This window comes from Hamadaea tsunoensis DSM 44101, from assembly GCF_000428945.1.
Lineage (GTDB): Bacteria > Actinomycetota > Actinomycetes > Mycobacteriales > Micromonosporaceae > Hamadaea > Hamadaea tsunoensis.
In genome coordinates, this window is the sequence record NZ_AUAX01000006.1 from 245,796 (window position 1) to 266,634 (window position 20,839).

Genomic DNA, 20,839 nt, shown 5'->3' on the forward strand with positions numbered 1-20,839 from the left:
CACAGTCAAGTCACTATCGCGGTCGGCAGTTTAATCTGGTGCGGTGACCTACGGCGCAGCCAAGGCCCCCTTGCTCGCGGTGATCGGCGGACCCACCGGCGCGGGCAAGTCGACGCTGCTCAACAGCCTCGTCCGGGCACCCGTCAGCGCAGCCGGGGTGCTCCGGCCCACCACGCGTACGCCGGTGCTGGTGTGCAATCCCTACGATTCGGCCTCGGTCGACCGGCACGGACTGCGGCCGATCTGCGCGCCCCTCATGCCCGAGGGGATCGCGGTCATCGACGCGCCCAACATCGACTCGATCGAGGAGAGCAACCGGGCGACCGCCGACGAGTTGTTCGCGACCGCCGACCTGTGGCTGTTCGTGACGACCGCCACGCGGTACGCGGACGCGGCCGCCTGGCGGCACCTGCACGCGGCCCGGGCCCGCCGGGTCGCGCTCGCGATCGTGCTCGACCGGGTGCAGCCGGAGATGGCGCCGGACATCATCAGGCACCTGCGCGACCTGCTCGGGCCGCCCGAGCCGCCGATCTTCGTGGTGCCCGAGTCGGAACTCGACCGCCAGGGCATGCTGACCGAACGCCAGGTCGCGCCGCTGCGGGCCTGGCTGGCGGCCGTGGTCGCCGGCCCGCCCGCGCCGCCGGAGCCGCCCGCCGTCGGCCGCGCCCACGTGGCCGTCCCGATAGCGGCAGCCGCCCCGGCCACGGACTCTGCTCCGAGGACGGAAGCCGGCGCGATCGCGGATCCGGCCCCGGACGCCGCCCCGCTTACGGACACCGCCCCGCGTACGGACACCACCCCGGGAGCGGACACCGTTCCGGATGCTGCCGCGGAGCCGCGGACGGGCTTCGGCGCCGGTTCGGGCATCGACCCGGCGGCGATCGAACGGGCCGCGGCGGCGGTAGAGGTCGCGGCGGCCTCCGTTCCCTTCTCCGCCTTCACTCCCGCACGCGACCGTGCCGCTTTCACGGCGGAGCCCGAGGAGGACGCGCGGCTGCCCGAGGACGGCCCGCGGCCGGAGGAGAGCGCCACCCACACGGATGAAAGCGCCGCTCCGGCCGAGGACGTCACGGAACCGGAAGCGCCGGTGGATCCGGAAGCGCCGCTAGAACCGGAAGCCTCGCAGGAGGCCGCGCCGGCGGAACCGGAGACATCGCAGGAGGCGGCGCCGGTGGCGTCCGGCGACGATGAGCCGGGCACCCCGCAAGACGAGGACGTCGCGGAATCGAGCGCTCCGCAAGGCGTATCGGCGGAAGACGCGGAACCGGACGCGGCGCCGGCGGCGGAGGAGATCGAGGCCGGAACGGACGCGGCGCCGGAGTCGGGGGAAGCGGTCGGCGACGAGCGCGACGCCCAGGGTGAGGCCGAGGGTGACAAGGAGGCGGCCGGCCGGGATGGCGCGGGCCGCTTTCGGACAACCCCCTTGGTCGGGGACACTGTCAAGCTATGAGTAAGAGGAAGGCGCGCGAGGTCGCGCGGAGCGGCGACGCCCCGCCGGTGACCCCGTCGTCGGTGCACGCGAAGGTGGACACGGTGCGGGCGGTGCTGGACTCCGCCGGCTCCGTCCTGCCCGCGGAGCGGTTGTCGGTCGCCCGGGCGACCGCGGCCCGTGCCGAGGCGCGCCTGGAGCTGTCGCTGTCGCACACGACGGTGGCGCTCGCCGGTACCACCGGCAGCGGCAAGTCCAGCATGTTCAACGCCTTCACCTCGCTCGACCGCTCGCCGGTGGGCGTGCTGCGACCGACGACGGCCGAGGCCTACGCCTGCGTGTGGGGCGACCGTGAGGGCGGCGAGGCGCTGCTGGACTGGCTGGGTGTCCAGCCGCGGCGGCGGTTCACCCGCGAGAGCGCCCTGGACGGCGACGACGAGGTGGGCCTGCGCGGCATGGTGCTGATGGACCTGCCGGACGTCGACTCGATCCAGCCCGCGCACCGCGCCGAGGTGGACCGGCTGCTCGACCTCGTCGACGTCGTCGTGTGGGTCACCGACCCGCAGAAGTACGCCGACCTCGTCGTCCACGACGGATACCTGCGCCGGATGTCCGGCCAGCGGGGCGGTTTCATCGTGGCGCTCAACCAGACCGACCGGCTGCTGCCGGCGAACCTGCCGCAGGTGGCGGCCGATCTGCGGCGGCTGCTCGACGAGGGCGACCTGGCCGACATCCCGCTCGTCGCGACGTCCGCGACCGGCGAGGTGCCCGGTCCCGTGCCGGCGGTGGTCAAGCCGCGGACGACGTTCCGGGCGAAGCCCGCGCCGGGACGGCTCGGCCCGCTGGCGGCGTCCGGCGCCGGCATCGCCGGCTTCACCGGCATCCGCCAGCTGCGCGAGCTCCTGGAGCCCGCGGTCGTGGGCCGGCGGGCCGTCCTGGACCGGCTCGACATCGACCTGTCGATCGCCATCGACGAGCTGCGCGAGCTGTACGCCGGGCCGCCCGCCGCGGTCAGCCCCTCGGTGCTGATCGAGGCGCTGATGAAGGCGGGCGGTTCGAGGGAGCGCATCGCCGCCGCCGTGGACCAGTACGCGCAGCACACCGCGTCCGGCCTGCCGAAGCCGTGGCTGGTGGCGGTGCTGGAGGCGGCCGTCGCCCACGTACCGGAGCTGCCTTCCGCGCTCGACCGGGCCGGCGACCGGGCCAACGCGTTCGACAAGGGCAGCGGCTGGCGCAAGGCGTTCGGTTCGGTGGTCCCCGGGGTCGGCAAGCGGAACCAGGAGGGCCGGGACCGCCGCGTCCGCGCCGAGTACGCGCGGGTCGCCGAGGATCTCGTCATCGGACCGGTACGCGATGTCGTCACGGCGTACACGGCCGGGCGGGCGGCTCTCGCGGACATCTGAACCGCGCCGGGACTTGATCCACTCAGGGGTGCGCGATCGGGGTACGGTGTGCCCCGACGTCCGCTGAGAGGAAGCCAGCTCATGACCATGCAGCCGCCCATGCCGCCGCCGTCCGAGTACAACCCGGTGGTCTCCGGCCGGCCCGCCCGTCCCGCCACCGTCACGTTCGCCGGTGTGCTCATGTTCCTGATCGCCGCGCTCGAACTGATCTCCATCATTCCGACGCTGGCGAGCTACTCCGCGTACAAGGACGCCTTCGCGGCCGCGTACAAGAACAACAGCCAGATGGCGGACACTGCCGGGACGATCGCGACCGTCTCGATCGCGGTAGGCGTCGGCCTCGCGGTCCTGTTCGCCATCGGCCTCGGCGTGCTCGCCGCGCTCGACCTCGCCGGCAAGCAGCCGGCCCGCATCATCACCTGGGTCGTCGCCGGCCTCGTGCTGTGCTGCCAGGGATCCAGCCTCGCCGGCAACGGCATGAACGCCTCGTTCAGCGGCGGCAGCGGCAACGCCACGGTGGACAGCGATGCGCTCAAGCGGGTGCTGGAGGCCGAGACCCCGGGCTGGGTGCACCCGACGCAGCTCGTGCTGGTCGGCATCATGGTGCTCGCGGCGATCGCGGTGGTCGTCCTGCTCGCGCTGCCGACGTCGCACCCCTACTTCCGCAAGCCCGCCGCTGCGCAGCAGTTCACGCCGCCGGCGTACCCGACCGTCTGAAATACACAGCATATTCACAGGAGGAAGATCATGACCGGCTCCGGGCTCGCGCTCATCACCGGCGCCACCGCCGGCATCGGCGCGGCGTTCGCCCGCGACCGCGCCCGGGCCGGTCAGGATCTGATCCTCGTGGCCCGCGACGCGGCCCGGCTCGACGCCGTGTGCGCCGAGCTTTCCACCACTTTCGGCGTACGCGCCCAGCCGTTGCCCGCGGATCTCACGGTCCCTGCGGACGTGGCGAAGGTGGCCGCCGTGATCCGCGAACAGCCGCTGGATCTGCTGGTCAACAACGCCGGGCGCTCCCTCAACAAGTCGTTCCTCAAGTCCGATGTGGACGATGAGGAGAGCCTCCTCGACCTCAACGTGCTCTCGGTGATGAAGCTGACCCACGCGGCCCTTCCCGGCATGGTGGGCCGCGGCCGGGGCGCGATCGTCAACGTCTCGTCGGTGTCCGGGTTCGCCGCGACCATGCCGGGTTCGACGTATCCGGCGACCAAGGCATGGGTCACCAACTTCAGCGAGTCCACCGGATTGCTGGTGCGCCCCAAGGGAGTACGTGTCATGGCGCTGTGCCCGGGGTTCACGCGTACCGAATTCCATGACCGGGCGGGCATCGCCGCCGCCCAGATGCCCGATTGGGTGTGGCTGAAAGCCGATGCCGTTGTCCGCCAAGGGATGCGGGATCTGGCGAAAGGAAAGCTGGTCAGCGTGCCGAGCGCCCGTTACAAGGTCGCCGTGGCGGGGCTCAAGCTGATGCCACGCAGCGTGTTGCACCGCGTACTGTCGCGTGGTGCCCGGCGAATGGGCCGGACCGTTGGTGACGCCGAGTAACAGCCGCTGGTGGCATGCGGTACAGTCGGCAGCATGCTGGATCGCGAAGACCTCCGTAAATTCATCACTGACCTTGCGGTGGTCCACGGGCGCGTGATCCTGTCGTCGGGAGCCGAAGCGGATTACTACCTTGATCTGCGCCGCATCTGCCTGCACCACGCGAGTGCCCCGCTTGTGGGGCGGGTGATGCTGGACCTGATCAGTGATTGGGATTGCGCCGCTGTGGGCGGTCTCACACTGGGCGCAGATCCCGTCGCCGCGGCGATGATGCATGCAAGTGCGAAAACCGACCGACCGGTGGACGCATTCGTCGTCCGTAAGGCCGGAAAGGCGCACGGATTGCAGCGACGCATCGAAGGTCCCGACATTTCGGGGCGTCGAGTAGTCGCTGTGGAGGACACCTCCACTACTGGCAGTAGCGTTCTTACCGCAGTGGACGCATTGCGGGAGGCCGGTGCCGAAGTGGTCGGCGTCGCGGTTATTGTCGATCGAGGCGCCGGCGATGCGGTGCGAGCAGCAGGTCTGCCGTACCGGGCCGCCTTCACCCTGACCGACCTTGGTTTGAGTCGGTAGCACATCTTTAGACTTGGACCTGCTAATATGCAGACAAGTCAATTGTTCACTTGGAAGGATGGAGTAAGTGGGAACTGCCCTGGTGGATACCCCATTGCCCGCTATCTCACCGCTCGCCGGTGAGCCGATCGAGAAGGCTGACGCGGAGCGCCTCGCCGGGGTGCTGAAGGCGCTGGCCGACCCGGCCCGCCTGCGGCTGCTGAGCCTCATCCAGTCGGCCCCGGAGGGCGAGGCGTGCGTCTGCGACCTCACCGCCCCGCTCGGTCTTTCGCAGCCGACCGTCAGCCACCACCTGCGCATCCTCACCGAGGCCGGTCTGCTCAACCGGGACAAGCGCGGCGTGTGGGCTTACTACAGCCTGGTGCCCTCGGCCATCGGTACCGTTGCCGAGCTGCTGACGCCGCCGCGCAAGCGCGCGTCCAAGAAGGCTCGCTGAAAGCGAAGCCTGCAAACGATTCCGGACGGTCCGGGCGAAGCCCGCACGGCCGGAAGAAGAGTCAGCGAATGGGGAGTGCCCGAATGGGTACTCCCCATCACGTTTAGCGAGATGTCACGCTGCGCTTTCGCCAGGTGACTCACCTGGAAATCCCGGTGCCGACCTCCACCGCCCTCCTATTGCGCGAATTTCATTCGCCTCTAAGCTGTCGGGACATTGCGCATACCGACCCTGTCCCGTCGAATGCGGGACTTGAGTCCGCCGGCGGCCGGCCGGTCAGACGCGCGAGAGGTGAGACATGGTTGGACGGCATCGCCCCCGACGCGGCGCGGGCCAGGTCACGCTGGCCGTGGCAGCGGCCACCGTGGTCCTGCTCGGGGCCGGGATCGTCGTGAAGACGGTCACCGCGGACGCGGACGGCTGCAGCACCACCAACGGAACGAGGCTCGTGGTCGCCGCCGATCCGGCGATCGCACCGGCGATCACCGAGATCGCCGACCGCTGGCAGAAATCGCAACACAAGGACGCCACGTGCGTACGCGTGGAGGTTCAGGCCCGCAAGTCCGCCGAGATGGCCAACAGCCTCGGCACCTTCGGCGGCGGTGCGGTCGACATCGGCGCGAAGCCGGAACCCACCCCGGCCGAGGCCGACCTGCCGGGGGTCTGGATCCCCGATTCCAGCGCCTGGATCGGCCGCGTCCGCGGTGTGGACCGCAACGCCTTCGAGTCGCAGGTCACCTCCACGGCGGTCAGCCCGGTCGTCGTCGGCATGCCCGAGGCGGTCGCCCGGCAGCTCGGCGGCACGGTCCCGCTCACGGCGGCCTCCGTCGGCGCGCTGCTCCAGGATGGAAGGATCAAGCTCGGCATGGCGGACCCGCGCCGGGACACCGCCAGCCTCGTCGGCGCCATGCTGCTCAAGGACGTCGTCGTCACGCAGGACTCGGACCTGCCCAAGCTCGTCGGGGCGTACCGGCAGCGGGTGAACGTCGGAACCTCCTTCGCCGACACCGCGGCGGTCTTCGCCGGCTTCGCGAGCGGGCTCGGCGCGGCACCGCTCAGCGAGCAGTCGATCATCAACTTCAACGCGGCCAACCCGGCGGCCAAGATCGCCGCGGTGCCGCTGGCCGTGCAGCCCACGCTCGATTTCCCGTACGCGGTCCTGTCGGCGAAGTCGCGGGAGGTCAAGGACGCCGCGGAGACGTTCCGGGCGGCCGTCAGCGGCGAGCTCTACGCCGACATCCTGGCCGGGCACGGCCTGCGTACGCCCGCCGGTGCCGCCGGCCCCGGTTTCACCGTCGGCCACGGGGTGACCGCGGCCGCCGCGCACGTGCAGCCGGTGACCGACATGGCCTCGGTGCAGCTGACGCTGAACGTGTGGGTGGCCGCCAAGACCCCGTCCCGGGTGATCACGCTGGTGGACAGCACGTCATCGCTGAACAACTCCGCCGGCGGGGGCATGACCCGGCTGGAGCTCATGCAGCTGTCCACGCACTACGGGCTCGACCTGTTCACGTCCGACAGCCAGCTCGCCCTGTGGGGTTTCGCCGGCCCGGGCTACAAGGAACTGGTCCCGATGGGCACGCTCAACGCGGCGCAGCGGGCCAAGCTCGACGGGACCATGACCTCGGCCAGGACCAGCCCGACCGACGTCTGCCCGCTGTTCGAGTCGCTGCTGGCGGCGTACAAGATCATGAAGGAGAACTTCGACCCGGAGCGCTCCAACACGATCGTGGTCTTCACCGACGGCAAGAGCAACGTGCCCGACGGGCTCACGCTGACCAAGATGAAGCGGGAGCTGGAGACGCTGGCCGACGTGGCGCACCCGATCCGGGTGGTCCTGCTCGGCATCGGCCCGGCGGCCGATCTGGAACAGCTCAAGGAGATCGCCGAGATCACCGGGGGCGGCGCCTTCGCGCTCACCGACCCCCGGCAACTCAGCGGGATCTTCCTGCAGGCCCTGCTGGCCTAGGAATCTCAGCCGACGCGCGACGGGGAGCGGTGCTTGCCGGCCTCTCCCCGCTCGCGCTTCTTCTCGCGGTGCGAGCGCCACATCTCGATGAACACCGGAATCAGCGAGATGAGCACGATCAGGAAGACGAACGGCAGGATGTAGTGATCGATCTTGTCGGGCCCGCCGATCGCGTCGATGATCTTCTGGGCGAAGAAGTACGCCGCGAGCAGGATGCCGTCGGTCCACAGGATCGCGCCGACCGCGTTCCAGATGAAGAACTGCTTGGCGGGCATCTCCAGCGTGCCGGCCACCGGGTTCATGAAGGTACGCACGATCGGGATGAAGCGCGCCAGGACGACCGCCTTGCGCGGGCCGAACTTGTGGAAGTAGTGCTCGGCCTTTTCCACGTACTCCCGCTTGAACAGCCGCGAGTCGGGCTTGTTGAACAGCCGCTGGCCGTAGCGGGCGCCGAGCCAGTGGCCGAACTGGGCACCGGCGATGGCGAACAGCGGCGCGCCGATCAGCAGCGGGACGATCGGGATCTGCCAGCCGACGACCTCGTTGGCGACCGACGAGGCGGCCACGCCGGTGAGGAAGAGCAGCGAATCGCCGGGGAAGAAGAAGCCGACCATCAGACCGGTCTCGGCGAACAGGATCAGCAGTACGCCGATGAGAGCGAAGCGCGGCCCCATCCAGCTCAGGTAGTCGAGGGGGTTGAGCGGATTGAAGCTCAACGAGTCGGCGAAGGAGCGCGCCCGGTCGATGGTGTTCACGCCGACCAAGGGTACCGGGCAATGTTCCGCCCTGTGCGGCCCGTCTAAAGGGTCGGGGAGGTGGAAGTGACCTACGAGGAGTTCGCCCGTACGCGGTTGGCGGCATTCGCCCGCTATGCCGTCGTGCTGACCGGCGACACCCACAGTGCTCAGGATCTCGTTCAGGAGACCATGGTCCGCGCCCAGCTGCAGTGGAAGAAGGTCGAAGCTGCCGAATCGCCCGAACGGTACGTGAAGCGGATGATGGTGAACATCTACGTCGACTGGCGGCGCGGATCCTGGTGGAAGCGGATCCTGCTGCACGCCGACCCGGGCGCCGGGCTGCGCGTACCCGGAGATGTCGCCGAAGGGGCCGCGGACCGGGACCTGGTGTGGACGGCCCTGGCCGGACTGCCCCGCCAGCAACGGGCGGCGCTGGTGCTGCGGTACTACGAGGATCTTCCGGACATCGAGATCGCGGACACGCTGGGCTGTTCGGTCGGCACGGTGCGCGGCTACATCTCGCGGGCCCTCGCCACCCTCCGCGCCCGGATGGTTCCGGGCCTCATCACAGGAGGAACCCGGTGAACGAGGACGAGCTGAGAGCCGCGTTCGCCCGCCATGAAGCGGAGGCGCCCGACGTGGACGACTTGCACGCCAGCATCAACAAGGAGGTACGCCGACGACGGCGGCGCCGCACGACCGTGCTCTCGGGAACGCTGGCGGCGGTGGTCGCGCTGGCGATCGCCGTCCCGGTCTACCTGGTCGGCCGGACCCACGCCGCCGCCGGGGTGCCGGCGGCCGGGCAGAGCACCGCACCGGTCGCGCCGGGGCGAGCGCTGAACATCCTGCTGCTGGGTACGGACAACCCCAGCAGGGTCGATCCGACCCAGGCACGGGCGGACACGATCATGATCATCCATGTTCCGGTCGACCGCAGCCGTATGTACCTCGTCTCGATCGAACGGGACATCGGGGTGGAGATCCCCGGCCACGGCAAGCAGAAGATCAACTCCGCGTTCTACTACGGCGCGGAGAACGGCGGAGGACGGGCCGGTGGGTCGGCGCTGATGGCCCAGGTCGTGGCGACGCTGTCGGGCATACCCAAGTTCGACGCGGTGGTGACCGTCGACTTCCGGGCGGTCAAGTCGGTCACCGATGCCCTCGGCGGTGTCGAGGTCTGCCTGCCCCGGCCGGTGACCGTCTACAGAGGCGTACCCGGTCAGGATGGCAAGCCGCCCGCGGACGCCCGGACGCTCGCCGCCGGCTGCCTCACCCGGAACGGGACTGATTCCCTGGACCTGGTCCGGCAGCGCTTCGGCCTGCCCAGCGGCGCGTACGGCCGCGATCGCAGTACCCAGCGGTACCTGATCGGGCTGTCGAAGAAGGTCGCCGGTCTCGACATCCTGACCGACGCCACCAAGATCGTCAGCCTTGCCCACACCGCCGGCGTGAGCGTGGACACCGGCTCGGCCGGCCTCGTCGATCTGGCGCGGGAGCTCAAGAACGTCAACGTGGACGGGACGGTGCCGCTGGCCCTGCAGGACGGCTACACCGACGGGGAAGGCGCCATGGAAGGCATCTCCGCCGGCGGCCGGGAACTTCTCGCGGCCCTCGCGGCCGGGAAGATCGCGGAGTTCTACGCCCGCCATCCGGAATCCGGCCTGTAGTCCGGTATCCCGCCCGTTTCGCCGCGGCTGGGCCGGGCGAGGCGGGCGGGATCTCGGCCCGGGTGCGCGCTCGGATCTGTGATGGGCAATACTCCTGTTACGAAGGACAGCGAGGTCCAGCCGCAGTTCAGCGCACCCAAGGAGCATTCTTAAGATGCCTATCGCCACACCTGAGGTCTACGCCGAGATGCTGGAGCGCGCCAAGGCCGGCGCGTTCGCGTACCCGGCGATCAACGTGACCTCCTCGCAGACTCTGAACGCCGCGCTGCAGGGCTTCGCCGAGGCCGAGAGCGACGGCATCCTGCAGGTCTCCACCGGCGGCGCCGACTACCTGTCCGGCCCGACCATCAAGGACATGGTCACCGGCTCGGTCGCCTTCGCGGCGTACGCGCACGAGGTGGCGAAGAACTACAACGTCAACGTCGCCCTGCACACGGACCACTGCCCCAAGGACAAGCTGGCGAAGTTCGTCCGGCCGCTGCTGGCGATCTCGACCGAGCGCGTGGCCAAGGGCGGTACGCCGCTGTTCCAGTCGCACATGTGGGACGGCTCGGCGGTCCCGCTGGCCGAGAACCTGGAGATCGCCGAGGAACTGCTGGCCCTGTGCAAGGCGGCCAACGTGGTGCTCGAGGTCGAGATCGGCGTCGTCGGCGGCGAGGAGGACGGCATCGTCGGCGCGATCGACGAGAAGCTGTACACCACCGTCGAGGACGGCCTGGCCACCGCCGCCGCGCTGGGCCTGGGCGAGAAGGGCACCTACATGGCCGCCCTCACCTTCGGCAACGTGCACGGCGTCTACAAGCCGGGCAACGTCAAGCTGCGCCCGGAGATCCTCAAGGAGATCCAGGACGCGGTCGGCGCCAAGTACGGCCAGGAGAAGCCGTTCAACCTGGTGTTCCACGGCGGCTCGGGCTCGCTGCCGCAGGAGATCAGCGACGCGGTCGACTTCGGCGTGGTGAAGATGAACATCGACACCGACACCCAGTACGCCTTCACCCGTCCGGTCGTGGACCACATGTTCCGCAACTACGACGGCGTGCTGAAGGTCGAGGGCGAGGTCGGCAACAAGAAGGCGTACGACCCGCGCGCCTGGGGCAAGCTCGCCGAGAACGGCCTGGCCAAGCGCGTCGTCGAGGCCTGCCAGCAGCTGCGTTCCGTGGGAACCTCGCTGAAGAAGTAAGAAGCGAGAAGTATGGCTGTACCAACGGGGGCTTCGGCCCCCGTTTTTCGTGCCCGATTCGGTACGATCGTCCGATCTACTGTCCGGAGTCCGTCGAGGAGAAGGTGCCGTCGTGCTGGGCATCGAGGGTTACGAGCCGATCTGGCACCACGACGCCCGGGCCTTGGCGGTGGCCCATCGCAACCGCTTCGCCCAGGTCATCGGGCAGCCGCTGATCGGCTCCTGGCTGGTCTGGGATCTCGACGCGCAGGCGTGGTTCACCGGCGGGCCGGTGGTGCTCGGCTTCCCCGACACCAACATCGAGATCACCCACCGCAAGTTCGACGAGTGCGCGATCAGCTGGGACACCATCGACATGCAGGCCCCGCTCGACTATCCGGGGCTGCGGCTGGACTGGTGGAGCGACACGCATCCCACCGTGCAGGCCGCCCGGGGGCGTACGCTGCGCCAGGTCAACATCATCGAGCGGGTCATGCCGGCGCACTGGCGGCCCACCGCGCTGCACTCGGTCGAGCTGTTCTTCGACGGGCTGCGCCTGGAACTGTTCAACGCCATGGACGAGAACGGCATCTCCGGCGAGTCCGAAGTGGTGCTTCCGGTCGGGCGCTGGACCCGCATCCCCGTCGCCTGAACGGCGAACGCCGCCGCAACCCGCGTCAGAGCCGGCGTTCGAGCTGACCGCGCGCGGTCCGGAACTGGTCGCCGACGTTCTTCGCGGTCGCTCCGAAGAACTGGAGGAAGCCGTAGCTGCCCGCGTCGACCCAGACGCACACGGCCATGGCGTTCCCGTCGGACGTCGAGTCGCCGCACGACGCCACCCCGCCCAGCGGCCCCGGCGCGACGGTGGCGAGGACGAGACCGGGTTGCCGCGTCTGCATACCCGCCCGGATCTGGGCCAGCACCGCGGCCGGCTCGCCGGTCGGCGTACGCACGGCCAGCACGAACAGCAGGTTCTTGTGGACGAAGCTGCCGTAGTAGCCCGCGATGACCTCGGCGTTCGGCGACTGGGCCCGGCGTTCGGCGGCCGCCTGATCGGCGAGCTTCCGCAGCGACTTGTCCGTGCTGAGCGACCGGTTGATCAGCTTGGCCGGCAACGCCAGCGCGTACGCGGCGACGGGCGAGGCGGACCCCGGCCGGTCGGAGATCACCACCGAGGGGATCGCGGGCCGATCCTCGCCGGCCGCCTGCTGGCGGGCGATCAGCGAGCCGCCGGTGAGCCCGCCGCACACGAGGACCAGCACGACCGCGCCCAGGGCGAGCCAGCGCCCGGGTCCTGGACGGCGGGACTGCGGCGCGGGCGGGTACGCGAACGCGGGGTGGCCGGCCGGCTCACTCATCGACGACTCCGGAAGTATGCGGGGATCCCCATGGTCGCAGGGTGGCCGGAGTTTGTCAGAACCGGGCGAACATCCGGCGAACGCCGGATCAGATCCGCAGGTTGCCGGGCCAGTACGCGGCCGGCAGTTCCAGGTCGCCGGCCCAGGCGCACGATTCGCACTTGTAGTGACCGGTCATCCCGGTGACGCGTTCGGCATCGCCATGCGTACCGCGTATGACGGTGAGCTCCTCGGTCGGGCGGCGGGTCTCTTCGAGATCATCCGATCCGCAGCGCGGGCAGCGCAGGTCGTCTCCGCTCATGATCCAAGACATACCCCGTTCGCCCGGTTTGCCGCAGGTGAATTGATCAACCTCGTTCCGGCCGCTCTCCCGCGGGCACCGCAAGATCTGGTTTGGATCACGGTTGTCACCCGAATCATGGCCCAAGATTCGGGTGATTTCCCTGATCCGAACGGGATCGAGACACAGCGAGGGGGTCAGCTGAGGAGGAGGTCGGCCGCCTCGTCGACGGAGTCGGTGATGTGGATCAGCCCGGCCAGGTCGCCCAGCGGCGAGCTGCGCAGCAGCGGTGCCAGCAGCTCCGCCACGGGCAGCTCGCGCGTCCAGAAGTCGCGGCCGAGGAAGACGAAGGGGCCCGAGTGCTCCTCGATGCCGTAGAACGTCATCGTCGCCGCCTGGAACACCTCCTGCACCGTGCCCGCGCGGCCCTCGGCGAAGACGATGCCGCCCCGGGAGAGCTTGAGGATCAGCTCCTCCCGCGAGGCGTTGCTGAACAGCTTGCCGATCTGGGCGGCGAACAGGTTGGCCGGCTCGTGCCCGTAGAACCACGTCGGTATGGCGAGACCCCCGCGCTTCTCCCAGCTCGTGGCGGGATCCGCGGCGAACTTGGCGCGGACGGCGAGGGCGGCGGCGGTGTAGGGGTCGGCCTGGTGGAAGTCGTCGACCAGGGCCAGTTCGTCGATCGCGGCGCCCAGGTCGGCGGCCGGCCGCGCGGCCAGGTACGCGCCGAGGTTGGCCGCCTCCATCACGCCGGGGCCGCCACCGGTCACGACGAGCCGCCCCGCCCCCGCCAGCCGGTACGCCAGCCGGGCGGCGTCGCGGTAGCCGGCCGATCCGCGCCGGGCGGCGTGCCCGCCCATGATCCCGACGATGGCGGCCGGCCCGTTCTCGGCGACCCACCAGTCCGTCTCGGCCGCGAGGGCGTTGTCGATGCCGTGGTCGTGGATCCGCTGGGCGAGCGCCTCGCGCAGGTCCGGCGTGGCCCCGCCGTGCTCGACGTAGTGCCGGTAGACCACCGCGTCGTACATCGTCGCGACGCCGCCGGTCTCGAAGCCGGCCGCCAGGTCCTCGGGCGTGTACAGGTGGGACGGCTGCGTCGGGTACGGCGTGTCGACGAAGATCGGCACCACGTGGGCGCCGCCGCGGATCAGGGCGGCGATCTGGGCGTCGGTCAACCGGCAGCCGACGAGGAGGGTCCCCGTCACGTCCACTGCGGACAGTTCGACGGCGGTGAGATCGAGGCCCTGCACGGTCAGACCGGCCAGGCTGCGGCGGCTCAGGTGGTCGGCGAGTTCGGCGGGCGACTCGACCTCGTGGGGGCTGTGGTCGATCGGAGTGATGACCTCGGGCCGGGGAATCGGGGGCACGACGGAAATCCTAGGCCCGCCGCCGGACCACGAGATCGGCGAGACGCGCCCGAGAAGCCCGACGGGGCCCGGCGCTCACGCACCGGACCCCGCGTTACCGGGTCCTGGGGAGGCTCCGGACCTCCAGTTATACGCTCATCAACCTCGTCGCAATAGTGGCCGCAAGCGGGACGCTCGGCTCACCCGATCGCGTTCGGCGCAACTCCGTTCGGCGCGAGGAACCAGTGGTGCCCGGTATAGCGTTGAGGCATGCAGAACCTGCTCCCCGAGCCTCCCGCGACCCTGTTGCCCGCCAACGAGCCCGCAGCCGCCGCGCTGGCCGCCGCCGAAGACCCGACCCAGGTCGCCGCCGACTTCCCGACGTTCTCGGCCGCCTGGGCGGCGCTGGCCGTCCGGTCGCTCGCCGCCGGGCAGCCCGTTCCGGCGTACGCGTTCGCGCGTACCGGGTATCACCGGGGGCTGGACCAGCTGCGCAAGGCCGGTTGGCGGGGATCCGGGCCGGTGCCCTGGTCGCACGAGCCGAACCAGGGCTTCCTGCGCTGCCTGAGCGCCCTCGCCGAGGCCGCCGACGCGATCGGGGAGGCCGAGGAGGCCGCCCGCTGCGCCCAGTTCCTGCGCGACTGCGACCCGGTCGCCGCCGACGCCCTGGCCGGCTGACCGGCGACCGAGCCGGAATCAGCGCCGGATAAAGGGAACTAGGCCACCTTCGCCGCGATGTCGGTGCGGAACTGGGCGCCGTCCAGGTGCACGTTCCGCACCTTCGCGTACGCCTGCTCGCGGGCCTCGGCCAGCGTCGCGCCGGTCCCCGTGCACGCGAGTACCCGGCCGCCGGCGGCGACGAGCCGGCCGTCGCGTACTCCCGTGCCCGCGTGGAAGATGCCCGGGGCCTCGGCGCCGGTGATCACGTCTCCCGAGCGGACCTGGCCGGGGTAGCCCGCCGCCGCGACCACGACGGTGACCGCCGCGCCCGGGGACCAGGCGAGCGGGGGGTGGGCGGCGAGCGTGCCGGTGGCCGCCGCGAGCAGCAGGCCGGCCAGCGGCGTCTCCAGCAGGGAGAGGACGACCTGGGTCTCCGGGTCGCCGAAGCGCGCGTTGAACTCGATGACCTTGGGGCCGTCGGTGGTGATCGCGAGGCCGACGTAGAGCAGGCCGGCGAACGGCGTGCCCCGGCGGCGCATCTCGGCGAGGGTCGGCTCGACCACGTCGCGCAGCACGACCGGCACCAGGTCCGGACTCGTCCACGGCAGCGGGCTGTAGGCGCCCATGCCGCCGGTGTTCGGGCCCTCGTCGCCGTCGCGCAGCCGCTTGAAGTCCTGCGCGGGCTGCAGCGGCACGGCGGTCGTCCCGTCGGTCACCACGAACAGCGACACCTCCGGACCGTCGAGGTACTCCTCGATCACCACCCGGCCGCACGCCGCCGCGTGCGCCAGCGCGGCCGCGCGGTCGTCGGTCACGACCACGCCCTTGCCCGCGGCCAGCCCGTCGTCCTTCACCACGTAGGGGCTGCCGGTCTTGTCCAGCGCCGCCGCTGCCTCCTCCGGCGTTTCACAGGTGTACGCGCCGGCGGTGGGCACGCCCGCCGAGGACATCACGTCCTTCGCGAACGTCTTCGAACCCTCGATCCGGGCAGCCGCCCGGCCCGGGCCGAACACGGGGATGCCGCGCTCGCGTACGGCGTCGGCGACTCCGGCCACCAGCGGGGCTTCGGGGCCGACGATCACGAGATCGGCGCTCTCGCGTACGGCGAGGTCGGCCACGGCCGCCGGGTCCATCGGGTCGACGGCGGCCAGCCGGGCCACCTGGGCGATGCCAGGGTTGCCGGGGGCGGCGATGAGTTCGGTGACCGCGGGGTCCTTCGCCAGGCTCGCCGCGAGGGCGTGCTCCCGCCCACCCGTGCCGATCAGCAGTACGCGCATGTCTGCCGAGCCTACCGAAGCGGTGTCGGGCCACGGCGACACGGCCGGGAGGGTGTGATCCTTCGGGGTGCCCCCGCCACCGACGGTGGTGATCTTGCCGCCGACGAGGGGTGATCTTGCCACCGACGGGTGAGGGTGGACGCCGGCGCGGGTGACCGCCCGGAGGTGATTCACGGAGTGGGGACTATGCCCAGGTCAGGACGGTAGGAAGCATGGGTCGCAGCCCCGAACCCCAACGGAAGGTTCCGTCATGCTCCGACGCTTGCCCGTCCTGCTCGCCCTGCTGGCCGCCGCCGTCGTACCGGCCGCGCTGACCGCCACCCCGGCGAGCGCGGCGACGCCCAGCATCATGATCACGAAGGTGCTGGTGAACCCGTCCGGCTCCGACACGACCGCGAACTCCCAGCTCGTACGCGAGTACATCGTGCTCAAGAACACGACGCGGGGCAGCATCAACCTCAACCACTGGACGGTCCGGGACCGCAGCAACCACGTCTACACGTTCGGCAGCCTCACGCTCGGCGCCGGCAAGTCCGTCACCCTGCACACCGGCAAGGGCGCGAACACCTCGACCAACCGCTACTGGGGCCTCGGCTGGTACGTCTGGAACAACACCGGCGACGGCGCGTACGTGCGCAACTCCGCGGGCAAGTCGATCGACTCGTGCTCGTGGGGCAGCGTGTCGGTGACCTACTGCTGATCAGGGACGACTCGGCGGGGCGGGCGGTTCCTCGCCCGCCCCGTCCGGCGTGAGGGGCCGGCTGCGCAGGATCTCGCGGGCCTGCTCCGCGGCGCGGGTGATGCTCTCGCTGATGAAGTCGAGGAACCGGGCGATGTTCTCCAGCCGGTGGGCGGCCGGCGTCTGCGCGCCGAGCAGGCCGACGCCCTGGCGCGCGATCGCGACGAGCTGGTCGTTGGCCCGGGCGCTGGAGATCGTCGCCTGGTAGAAGAGCTCGTCGTCGACGATGTAGCGGTCGCGGCGGCGCTCGTCGCGCTCCCGCCGGACGAGGCTCTGGCTCTCCAGGAAGGCGATCGCCTTGGAGACGGACGCCGGGCTGACCTGGAGGCGCTGGGCCAGCGCGGGCGCGGTGAGGCTGCCCGCGTCGGTGACGAACAGCAGCGTCAGCACGCGGGCGGACATCTTGGGCAGGCCCGACGCCATCAGTACGGTCGTGAGCGTCTCCTCGTACTCGGCCAGTGCCGCCGCGTCGCGCCCGTCCTGCGGCGCCGCCGACCCGGACGGGCGGGCGGCGGCCGGGCGGCGCCGGTGGGCCCGGCGTTCGGTGGCGCGGTGCGCCAGTTCGGCCCGGTACGCCGTCGGCCCGCCGTTGCGCATCACCTCCCGCGTGACCGTCGAGGTGGGACGGTCGAGGCGGCGCGCGATCTCCGCGTAGGGAAGGTCGTCGGCCAGCCCCACCGCGATCTGCTGGCGTTCGGACTGGGTGAGTCGGCCGCCCGGCATCGTGGTCTCCCTGGTTGTGGTCGTGTCTTGTGTTCGTGTCGCGGGACCGCGCGGGGTCACCATAGCGTTCACTCGCTATCCATTGCAACGTCGGCGCATTCTCGCGTTGCCTTGATCTCTGATCCATTGCAACGAAATCAGCAACTTTACGTGCTGAAATGCCGATGCTGTGCAACGAAGCTGTTGCCGCAATCTAGAAAGCAACGTAGCGTTTCCCATGTCAGAAACACCGACCCGAACATGGGAGAGCACGATGCAGAAGTTCGACAGCCCGGCCCCGATCTCCGCCGTCCTGGCCATCCCGGCCGGCCGCATCCAGGTCATCGCCGCCGAGCGCGCCGACACCACCGTCGAGGTCCGCCCGGCCGACCCGGGCAAGAACCGCGACGTCCAGACCGCCGAGCAGACCACCGTCGCGTACGCCGACGGGGTGCTGCGGATCTCGGCTCCGGAGCCGCGCAACAGCCTGATCGGCGCGACCGGATCGGTGGAGATCACCGTTCAGGTGCCGGCCGGGTCCCACGTCGAGGGCAGGACCGCCGGCTCCGAGCTGCGCGGTGTCGGCCGGCTCGGGGACGTGGTCTTCGAGGGCGCGTACCGGCAGATCAAGATCGACGAAGCGGCGAGCGTACGCCTGACCGCGGTCGACGGCACCGTCGAGATCGGCCGGCTGAACGGCCCGGCCGAGATCACCACGGCCCGGGGCGACATCCGGATCACCGAGGCGGTACGCGGTTCGGTGGTGCTGCGTACGCAGTCCGGCGACATCTCGGTCGGCGCCGCCACCGGTGTGTCGGCCGTCCTGGACGCCGGTACCAGCTTCGGCCGGATCAGCAGCAACCTGCGCAACGCCGGAACCCCGGAGCTGAACATCCACGCCACCACCTCGCACGGCGACATCACCGCCCGTGCGCTCTGATCACGCGTACCACTCAGGCGACCGGCCTGCTGGGCATGGGCCCGGCAGGCCGGCGGCGGTCAGCGTGATCCTTCAGGCGCCCAGCAGGTCGTGGCGGATGATGTTGGCGTCCCGGCCGGGGCCGACGCCGATCAGGCTGATCCGCGTACCGCAGAGCTCTTCGAGCCGCTCGATGTACGCCTTCGCGTTGGCCGGCAGCTCCTCGTAGGAGCGCATCTCCGAGATGTCCTCCCACCACCCGGGCAGGTACTCGTAGACCGGCACGGCGTGGTGGAAGTCGGTCTGCGTCATCGGGATGTCCTCGTGCCGCTTGCCGTCGATCTCGTACGCGACGCACACCGGCACCTGGTCCAGCCCGCTCAGGATGTCCAGCTTGGTGATCACCAGGTCGGTGACGCCGTTGAGGCGGACGGAGTAGCGGGCGAGGACCGCGTCGAACCAGCCGGTCCGGCGGGGCCGCCCGGTGGTGGTGCCGTACTCGCCGCCGATCTTGCGGATCCGCTCGCCGATCTCGTCGTGCAGCTCGGTCGGGAACGGCCCGGACCCGACCCGCGTCAGGTACGCCTTGGCCACCGCGATCACCCGGCTCAGCCGGGTCGGCGGGATGCCCGTGCCGACGCAGGCGCCGGCCGCGATCGGGTTCGACGAGGTGACGAAGGGGTAGGTCCCGTGGTCGAGGTCGAGCATGGTGGCCTGGGCGCCCTCCATGAAGACCGTGTCGCCGCGGTCCAGCGCGTCCCAGAGCACCGCCCGCGTGTCGGTGATCCACGGACCCATGCGCTCGGCGTACCCGAGGTATTCGGCGTACACGGCGTCGAGGTCGATCCCCTTGCGGTTGTAGACCTTCACCAGGACCTGGTTCTTCTCCCGCAGGACCAGCTCCAGCTTCTTGCGCAGGATGCCCGGATCGAGCAGGTCCTGAGCGCGGATGCCCATCCGGGAGACCTTGTCGCCGTACGCCGGCCCGATGCCGCGCCCGGTGGTACCGATCCGGCCGGAGCCGAGGTACCGCTCGACGACCCGGTCCAGGGCGCGGTGGTGGGGCATGATCAGGTGCGCGTCGGCGGAGATGAGCAGTCGGTCACAGTTGACGCCCCGCTCGGTCAGCCCGTCGACCTCGGCCAGCAGCACCTTCGGATCGATCACGACACCGTTGCCGATCACGATCTGAGCCGACGGCGAAAGTACGCCCGACGGCATCAGATGCAGGGCGTACTTCTGCCCGTCCGGGGTCACGATGGTGTGACCCGCGTTGTTCCCGCCCGAGTAGCGGACCACGTAGTCGACACGATCGCCGAGCAGGTCGGTAACCTTGCCCTTGCCCTCGTCGCCCCATTGCGCGCCGATCAGCACTATCGCTGGCATCTGTTCGCCTCCTACGGCGATATACCCAGGTAAGACGCGACTGCGCCCCGCCCCGGGGTGTCAGGCTAACAAGTCGATCAGGTCTGCGGTGTCACAGGCCATGGCACAGGCCACAGGGAGAATCATGTTCGACGTCGTGGTCCTCACGCTGGAAGACAGCGCATGCGGTTCGTCGTGCGGCGGGTGCGGCGGCGGCGACGCCTGCTCGACCCGGCCGCGTACGCCCGTGCTGCACCTGATCGACGCGCTGACGGCGGCCGGCGCTCGGACCGAGGCGGTCACCGCGCACGACGACTCCGGCATCGACGACGTCCTGGCCCGCTTCGACGCGCCGCCGGACGCCGACGGGCTGCGCCGGCCCGACCCTGACACGAAGACCCGGCTCGTCGTGGCGATCGCCGACGACGCGCAGCTGCGGCATGTCGTGCACCGGATGGTCCGCCGGTACGCGCCGCCGCCGTCCCGCCGCCCGGGTGACCTGCCGTCGAACCGCACGGTCCCGGACCTGCCGCCGCTGGGCGTGCTGTTGCTCGACAAATCCGACACCACGGCGTACGCCACCCGGCTCGGCCTGCCCCTGGCGCCGGCCGACGTGGCGCGGGCGGTGCTCGGCGACCGCGTACGCCGGCTCGATCTGATGCGCAACGACGGCGGCACGGTGACGATCGACGGGGCGCTGTTCGGTGCCGTCGACGGCGCGGGACAGGCGCTGGCCTGGAAGGGGCGCGTCGAGGTGGACGACCACGTGCTGACCGACGGCGACGATCCGGTGCTGGCCTGCGCCGTCGCGGTCGCCGACGGGTACGCGAAGGTCGACGACATCGACCTGGTGGACGCGCCGAACCCGGCCGACGGCCTGGTGGACGTGGGCATCGCGGTGCCGGTCGTGGTGAAGAGGGCCTTCGGCCGCGACACCCTGCGCATCGAGGTACGCCGGGTCCGTGGCCGCGCGGTGTCGGTGACGCCGCACCCGGACAACGTGACCGGGCTGCCGTACGTGGAGGACGGCGTGACCGGCGAGCTGGCCCCGTCCCGCAAGCGGTCCTGGTGGACCGAGCCCGCCGCCTGGGCCGTCTACACCGCCTGACCGCCACCGCCCGCCCCCGTCTTCCGGCGATCTTGCGCGAATGTTCGGGCCTCTCGGACATATCCGGGCAGCCAGTGAGACTTTCGCGCAAGATCCATCTATGTGTCCGTTGTGGAATGGCTGGTCGGGGGCCTGGCGTTACAGAGTGAAGTGGCTACTCTTGC

The 20,839-nt window shown here is 70.5% G+C and carries 22 protein-coding genes; 15 read left to right on the top strand and 7 right to left on the bottom strand.

Annotated elements, in window-relative coordinates:
* Positions 1-43 precede the first annotated feature (43 nt).
* The 7 genes from G401_RS52660 (at position 44) to G401_RS0113540 (ending at position 7,358) form a co-directional block, all read left to right on the top strand.
* Entirely contained in the window at positions 44-1,450 is a 1,407-nt protein-coding gene (locus G401_RS52660; RefSeq protein ID WP_157545679.1) for a GTPase domain-containing protein, read from the top strand.
* Positions 1,447-2,832, top strand: coding sequence for a P-loop NTPase family protein (locus G401_RS45475; protein WP_051366600.1), 1,386 nt, complete (start codon positions 1,447-1,449; stop codon positions 2,830-2,832). Before G401_RS52660 ends, G401_RS45475 begins: the two co-directional genes overlap by 4 nt.
* Positions 2,833-2,913: 81 nt before the next feature.
* Positions 2,914-3,549: a hypothetical protein gene (locus G401_RS52665; protein WP_051366601.1), complete on the top strand. Its 636-nt coding sequence runs from the start codon at positions 2,914-2,916 to the stop codon at positions 3,547-3,549.
* A 30-nt stretch (positions 3,550-3,579) separates the two neighbouring features.
* Positions 3,580-4,380, top strand: a complete 801-nt coding sequence (locus G401_RS0113530) for an SDR family NAD(P)-dependent oxidoreductase (RefSeq protein ID WP_027342925.1) — start codon at positions 3,580-3,582, stop codon at positions 4,378-4,380.
* 33 nt (positions 4,381-4,413) lie between these two features.
* A complete protein-coding gene (gene pyrE / locus G401_RS54675) occupies positions 4,414-4,953 on the top strand; it encodes an orotate phosphoribosyltransferase (RefSeq protein WP_084557136.1) in 540 nt (179 codons plus the stop codon).
* Positions 4,954-5,047: 94 nt separating this feature from the next.
* Positions 5,048-5,389, top strand: coding sequence for an ArsR/SmtB family transcription factor (locus tag G401_RS0113535; RefSeq protein WP_034591515.1), 342 nt, complete (start codon positions 5,048-5,050; stop codon positions 5,387-5,389).
* 298 nt (positions 5,390-5,687) lie between these two features.
* Complete coding sequence (locus G401_RS0113540; protein ID WP_027342927.1) at positions 5,688-7,358, top strand: substrate-binding domain-containing protein; 1,671 nt, start codon at positions 5,688-5,690, stop codon at positions 7,356-7,358.
* A 5-nt stretch (positions 7,359-7,363) separates the two neighbouring features.
* Here G401_RS0113540 and G401_RS45485 read toward each other — a convergent pair whose 3' ends face one another.
* Positions 7,364-8,113 (bottom strand): DedA family protein, encoded by a 750-nt coding sequence (locus G401_RS45485; protein WP_051366645.1) that lies wholly within the window; start codon positions 8,111-8,113, stop codon positions 7,364-7,366.
* A 60-nt stretch (positions 8,114-8,173) separates the two neighbouring features.
* Here G401_RS45485 and G401_RS0113550 point away from each other — a divergent pair, with 60 nt between their 5' ends.
* The 4 genes from G401_RS0113550 to G401_RS0113565 all read left to right on the top strand — a co-directional run bounded on the left by G401_RS0113550 (position 8,174) and on the right by G401_RS0113565 (position 11,573).
* Positions 8,174-8,680, top strand: coding sequence for a SigE family RNA polymerase sigma factor (locus G401_RS0113550; RefSeq protein WP_322787730.1), 507 nt, complete (start codon positions 8,174-8,176; stop codon positions 8,678-8,680).
* Positions 8,677-9,762 carry an LCP family protein gene (locus tag G401_RS45490; RefSeq protein ID WP_051366602.1) on the top strand — a complete coding sequence of 362 codons (1,086 nt, stop codon included), beginning with the start codon at positions 8,677-8,679 and terminating at the stop codon, positions 9,760-9,762. The genes G401_RS0113550 and G401_RS45490 overlap by 4 nt, the downstream gene beginning before the upstream one ends.
* Positions 9,763-9,916: 154 nt before the next feature.
* Positions 9,917-10,942, top strand: a complete 1,026-nt coding sequence (gene fbaA, locus G401_RS0113560; RefSeq protein WP_027342929.1) for a class II fructose-bisphosphate aldolase — start codon at positions 9,917-9,919, stop codon at positions 10,940-10,942.
* 112 nt (positions 10,943-11,054) lie between these two features.
* On the top strand, positions 11,055-11,573 hold the full coding sequence (locus G401_RS0113565) for a hypothetical protein (RefSeq protein WP_027342930.1): 519 nt from the start codon (positions 11,055-11,057) through the stop codon (positions 11,571-11,573).
* A 25-nt stretch (positions 11,574-11,598) separates the two neighbouring features.
* On the opposite strand, the gene G401_RS0113570 is transcribed toward G401_RS0113565, so the two are convergent.
* The 3 genes from G401_RS0113570 to G401_RS0113580 form a co-directional block, all read right to left on the bottom strand.
* Positions 11,599-12,279 carry a hypothetical protein gene (locus G401_RS0113570; RefSeq protein WP_027342931.1) on the bottom strand — a complete coding sequence of 227 codons (681 nt, stop codon included), beginning with the start codon at positions 12,277-12,279 and terminating at the stop codon, positions 11,599-11,601.
* Positions 12,280-12,367: 88 nt separating this feature from the next.
* Entirely contained in the window at positions 12,368-12,580 is a 213-nt protein-coding gene (locus tag G401_RS0113575) for a hypothetical protein (RefSeq protein ID WP_027342932.1), read from the bottom strand.
* Positions 12,581-12,756: 176 nt separating this feature from the next.
* Entirely contained in the window at positions 12,757-13,926 is a 1,170-nt protein-coding gene (locus tag G401_RS0113580; protein ID WP_027342933.1) for an LOG family protein, read from the bottom strand.
* A gap of 249 nt (positions 13,927-14,175) precedes the next feature.
* Between G401_RS0113580 and G401_RS0113585 the strand changes: the two genes are divergently transcribed.
* Positions 14,176-14,583 (top strand): DUF3151 domain-containing protein, encoded by a 408-nt coding sequence (locus tag G401_RS0113585; RefSeq protein WP_027342934.1) that lies wholly within the window; start codon positions 14,176-14,178, stop codon positions 14,581-14,583.
* Positions 14,584-14,621: 38 nt separating this feature from the next.
* Here the strand turns inward: G401_RS0113585 and purD are convergent, their stop codons facing one another.
* Positions 14,622-15,842: a phosphoribosylamine--glycine ligase gene (gene purD, locus G401_RS0113590; protein ID WP_027342935.1), complete on the bottom strand. Its 1,221-nt coding sequence runs from the start codon at positions 15,840-15,842 to the stop codon at positions 14,622-14,624.
* A 250-nt stretch (positions 15,843-16,092) separates the two neighbouring features.
* Between purD and G401_RS0113595 the strand changes: the two genes are divergently transcribed.
* Entirely contained in the window at positions 16,093-16,542 is a 450-nt protein-coding gene (locus tag G401_RS0113595) for a lamin tail domain-containing protein (protein WP_027342936.1), read from the top strand.
* Here G401_RS0113595 and G401_RS45495 read toward each other — a convergent pair whose 3' ends face one another.
* Complete coding sequence (locus G401_RS45495; RefSeq protein WP_051366603.1) at positions 16,543-17,304, bottom strand: helix-turn-helix domain-containing protein; 762 nt, start codon at positions 17,302-17,304, stop codon at positions 16,543-16,545.
* Between the two features lie 253 nt (positions 17,305-17,557).
* Here G401_RS45495 and G401_RS0113605 point away from each other — a divergent pair, with 253 nt between their 5' ends.
* Complete coding sequence (locus G401_RS0113605) at positions 17,558-18,223, top strand: DUF4097 family beta strand repeat-containing protein (protein WP_027342937.1); 666 nt, start codon at positions 17,558-17,560, stop codon at positions 18,221-18,223.
* 72 nt (positions 18,224-18,295) lie between these two features.
* On the opposite strand, the gene G401_RS0113610 is transcribed toward G401_RS0113605, so the two are convergent.
* Positions 18,296-19,588 carry an adenylosuccinate synthase gene (locus tag G401_RS0113610; RefSeq protein WP_027342938.1) on the bottom strand — a complete coding sequence of 431 codons (1,293 nt, stop codon included), beginning with the start codon at positions 19,586-19,588 and terminating at the stop codon, positions 18,296-18,298.
* A 124-nt stretch (positions 19,589-19,712) separates the two neighbouring features.
* Between G401_RS0113610 and G401_RS0113615 the strand changes: the two genes are divergently transcribed.
* Entirely contained in the window at positions 19,713-20,675 is a 963-nt protein-coding gene (locus G401_RS0113615; RefSeq protein ID WP_027342939.1) for a hypothetical protein, read from the top strand.
* Positions 20,676-20,839: the final 164 nt, after the last annotated feature.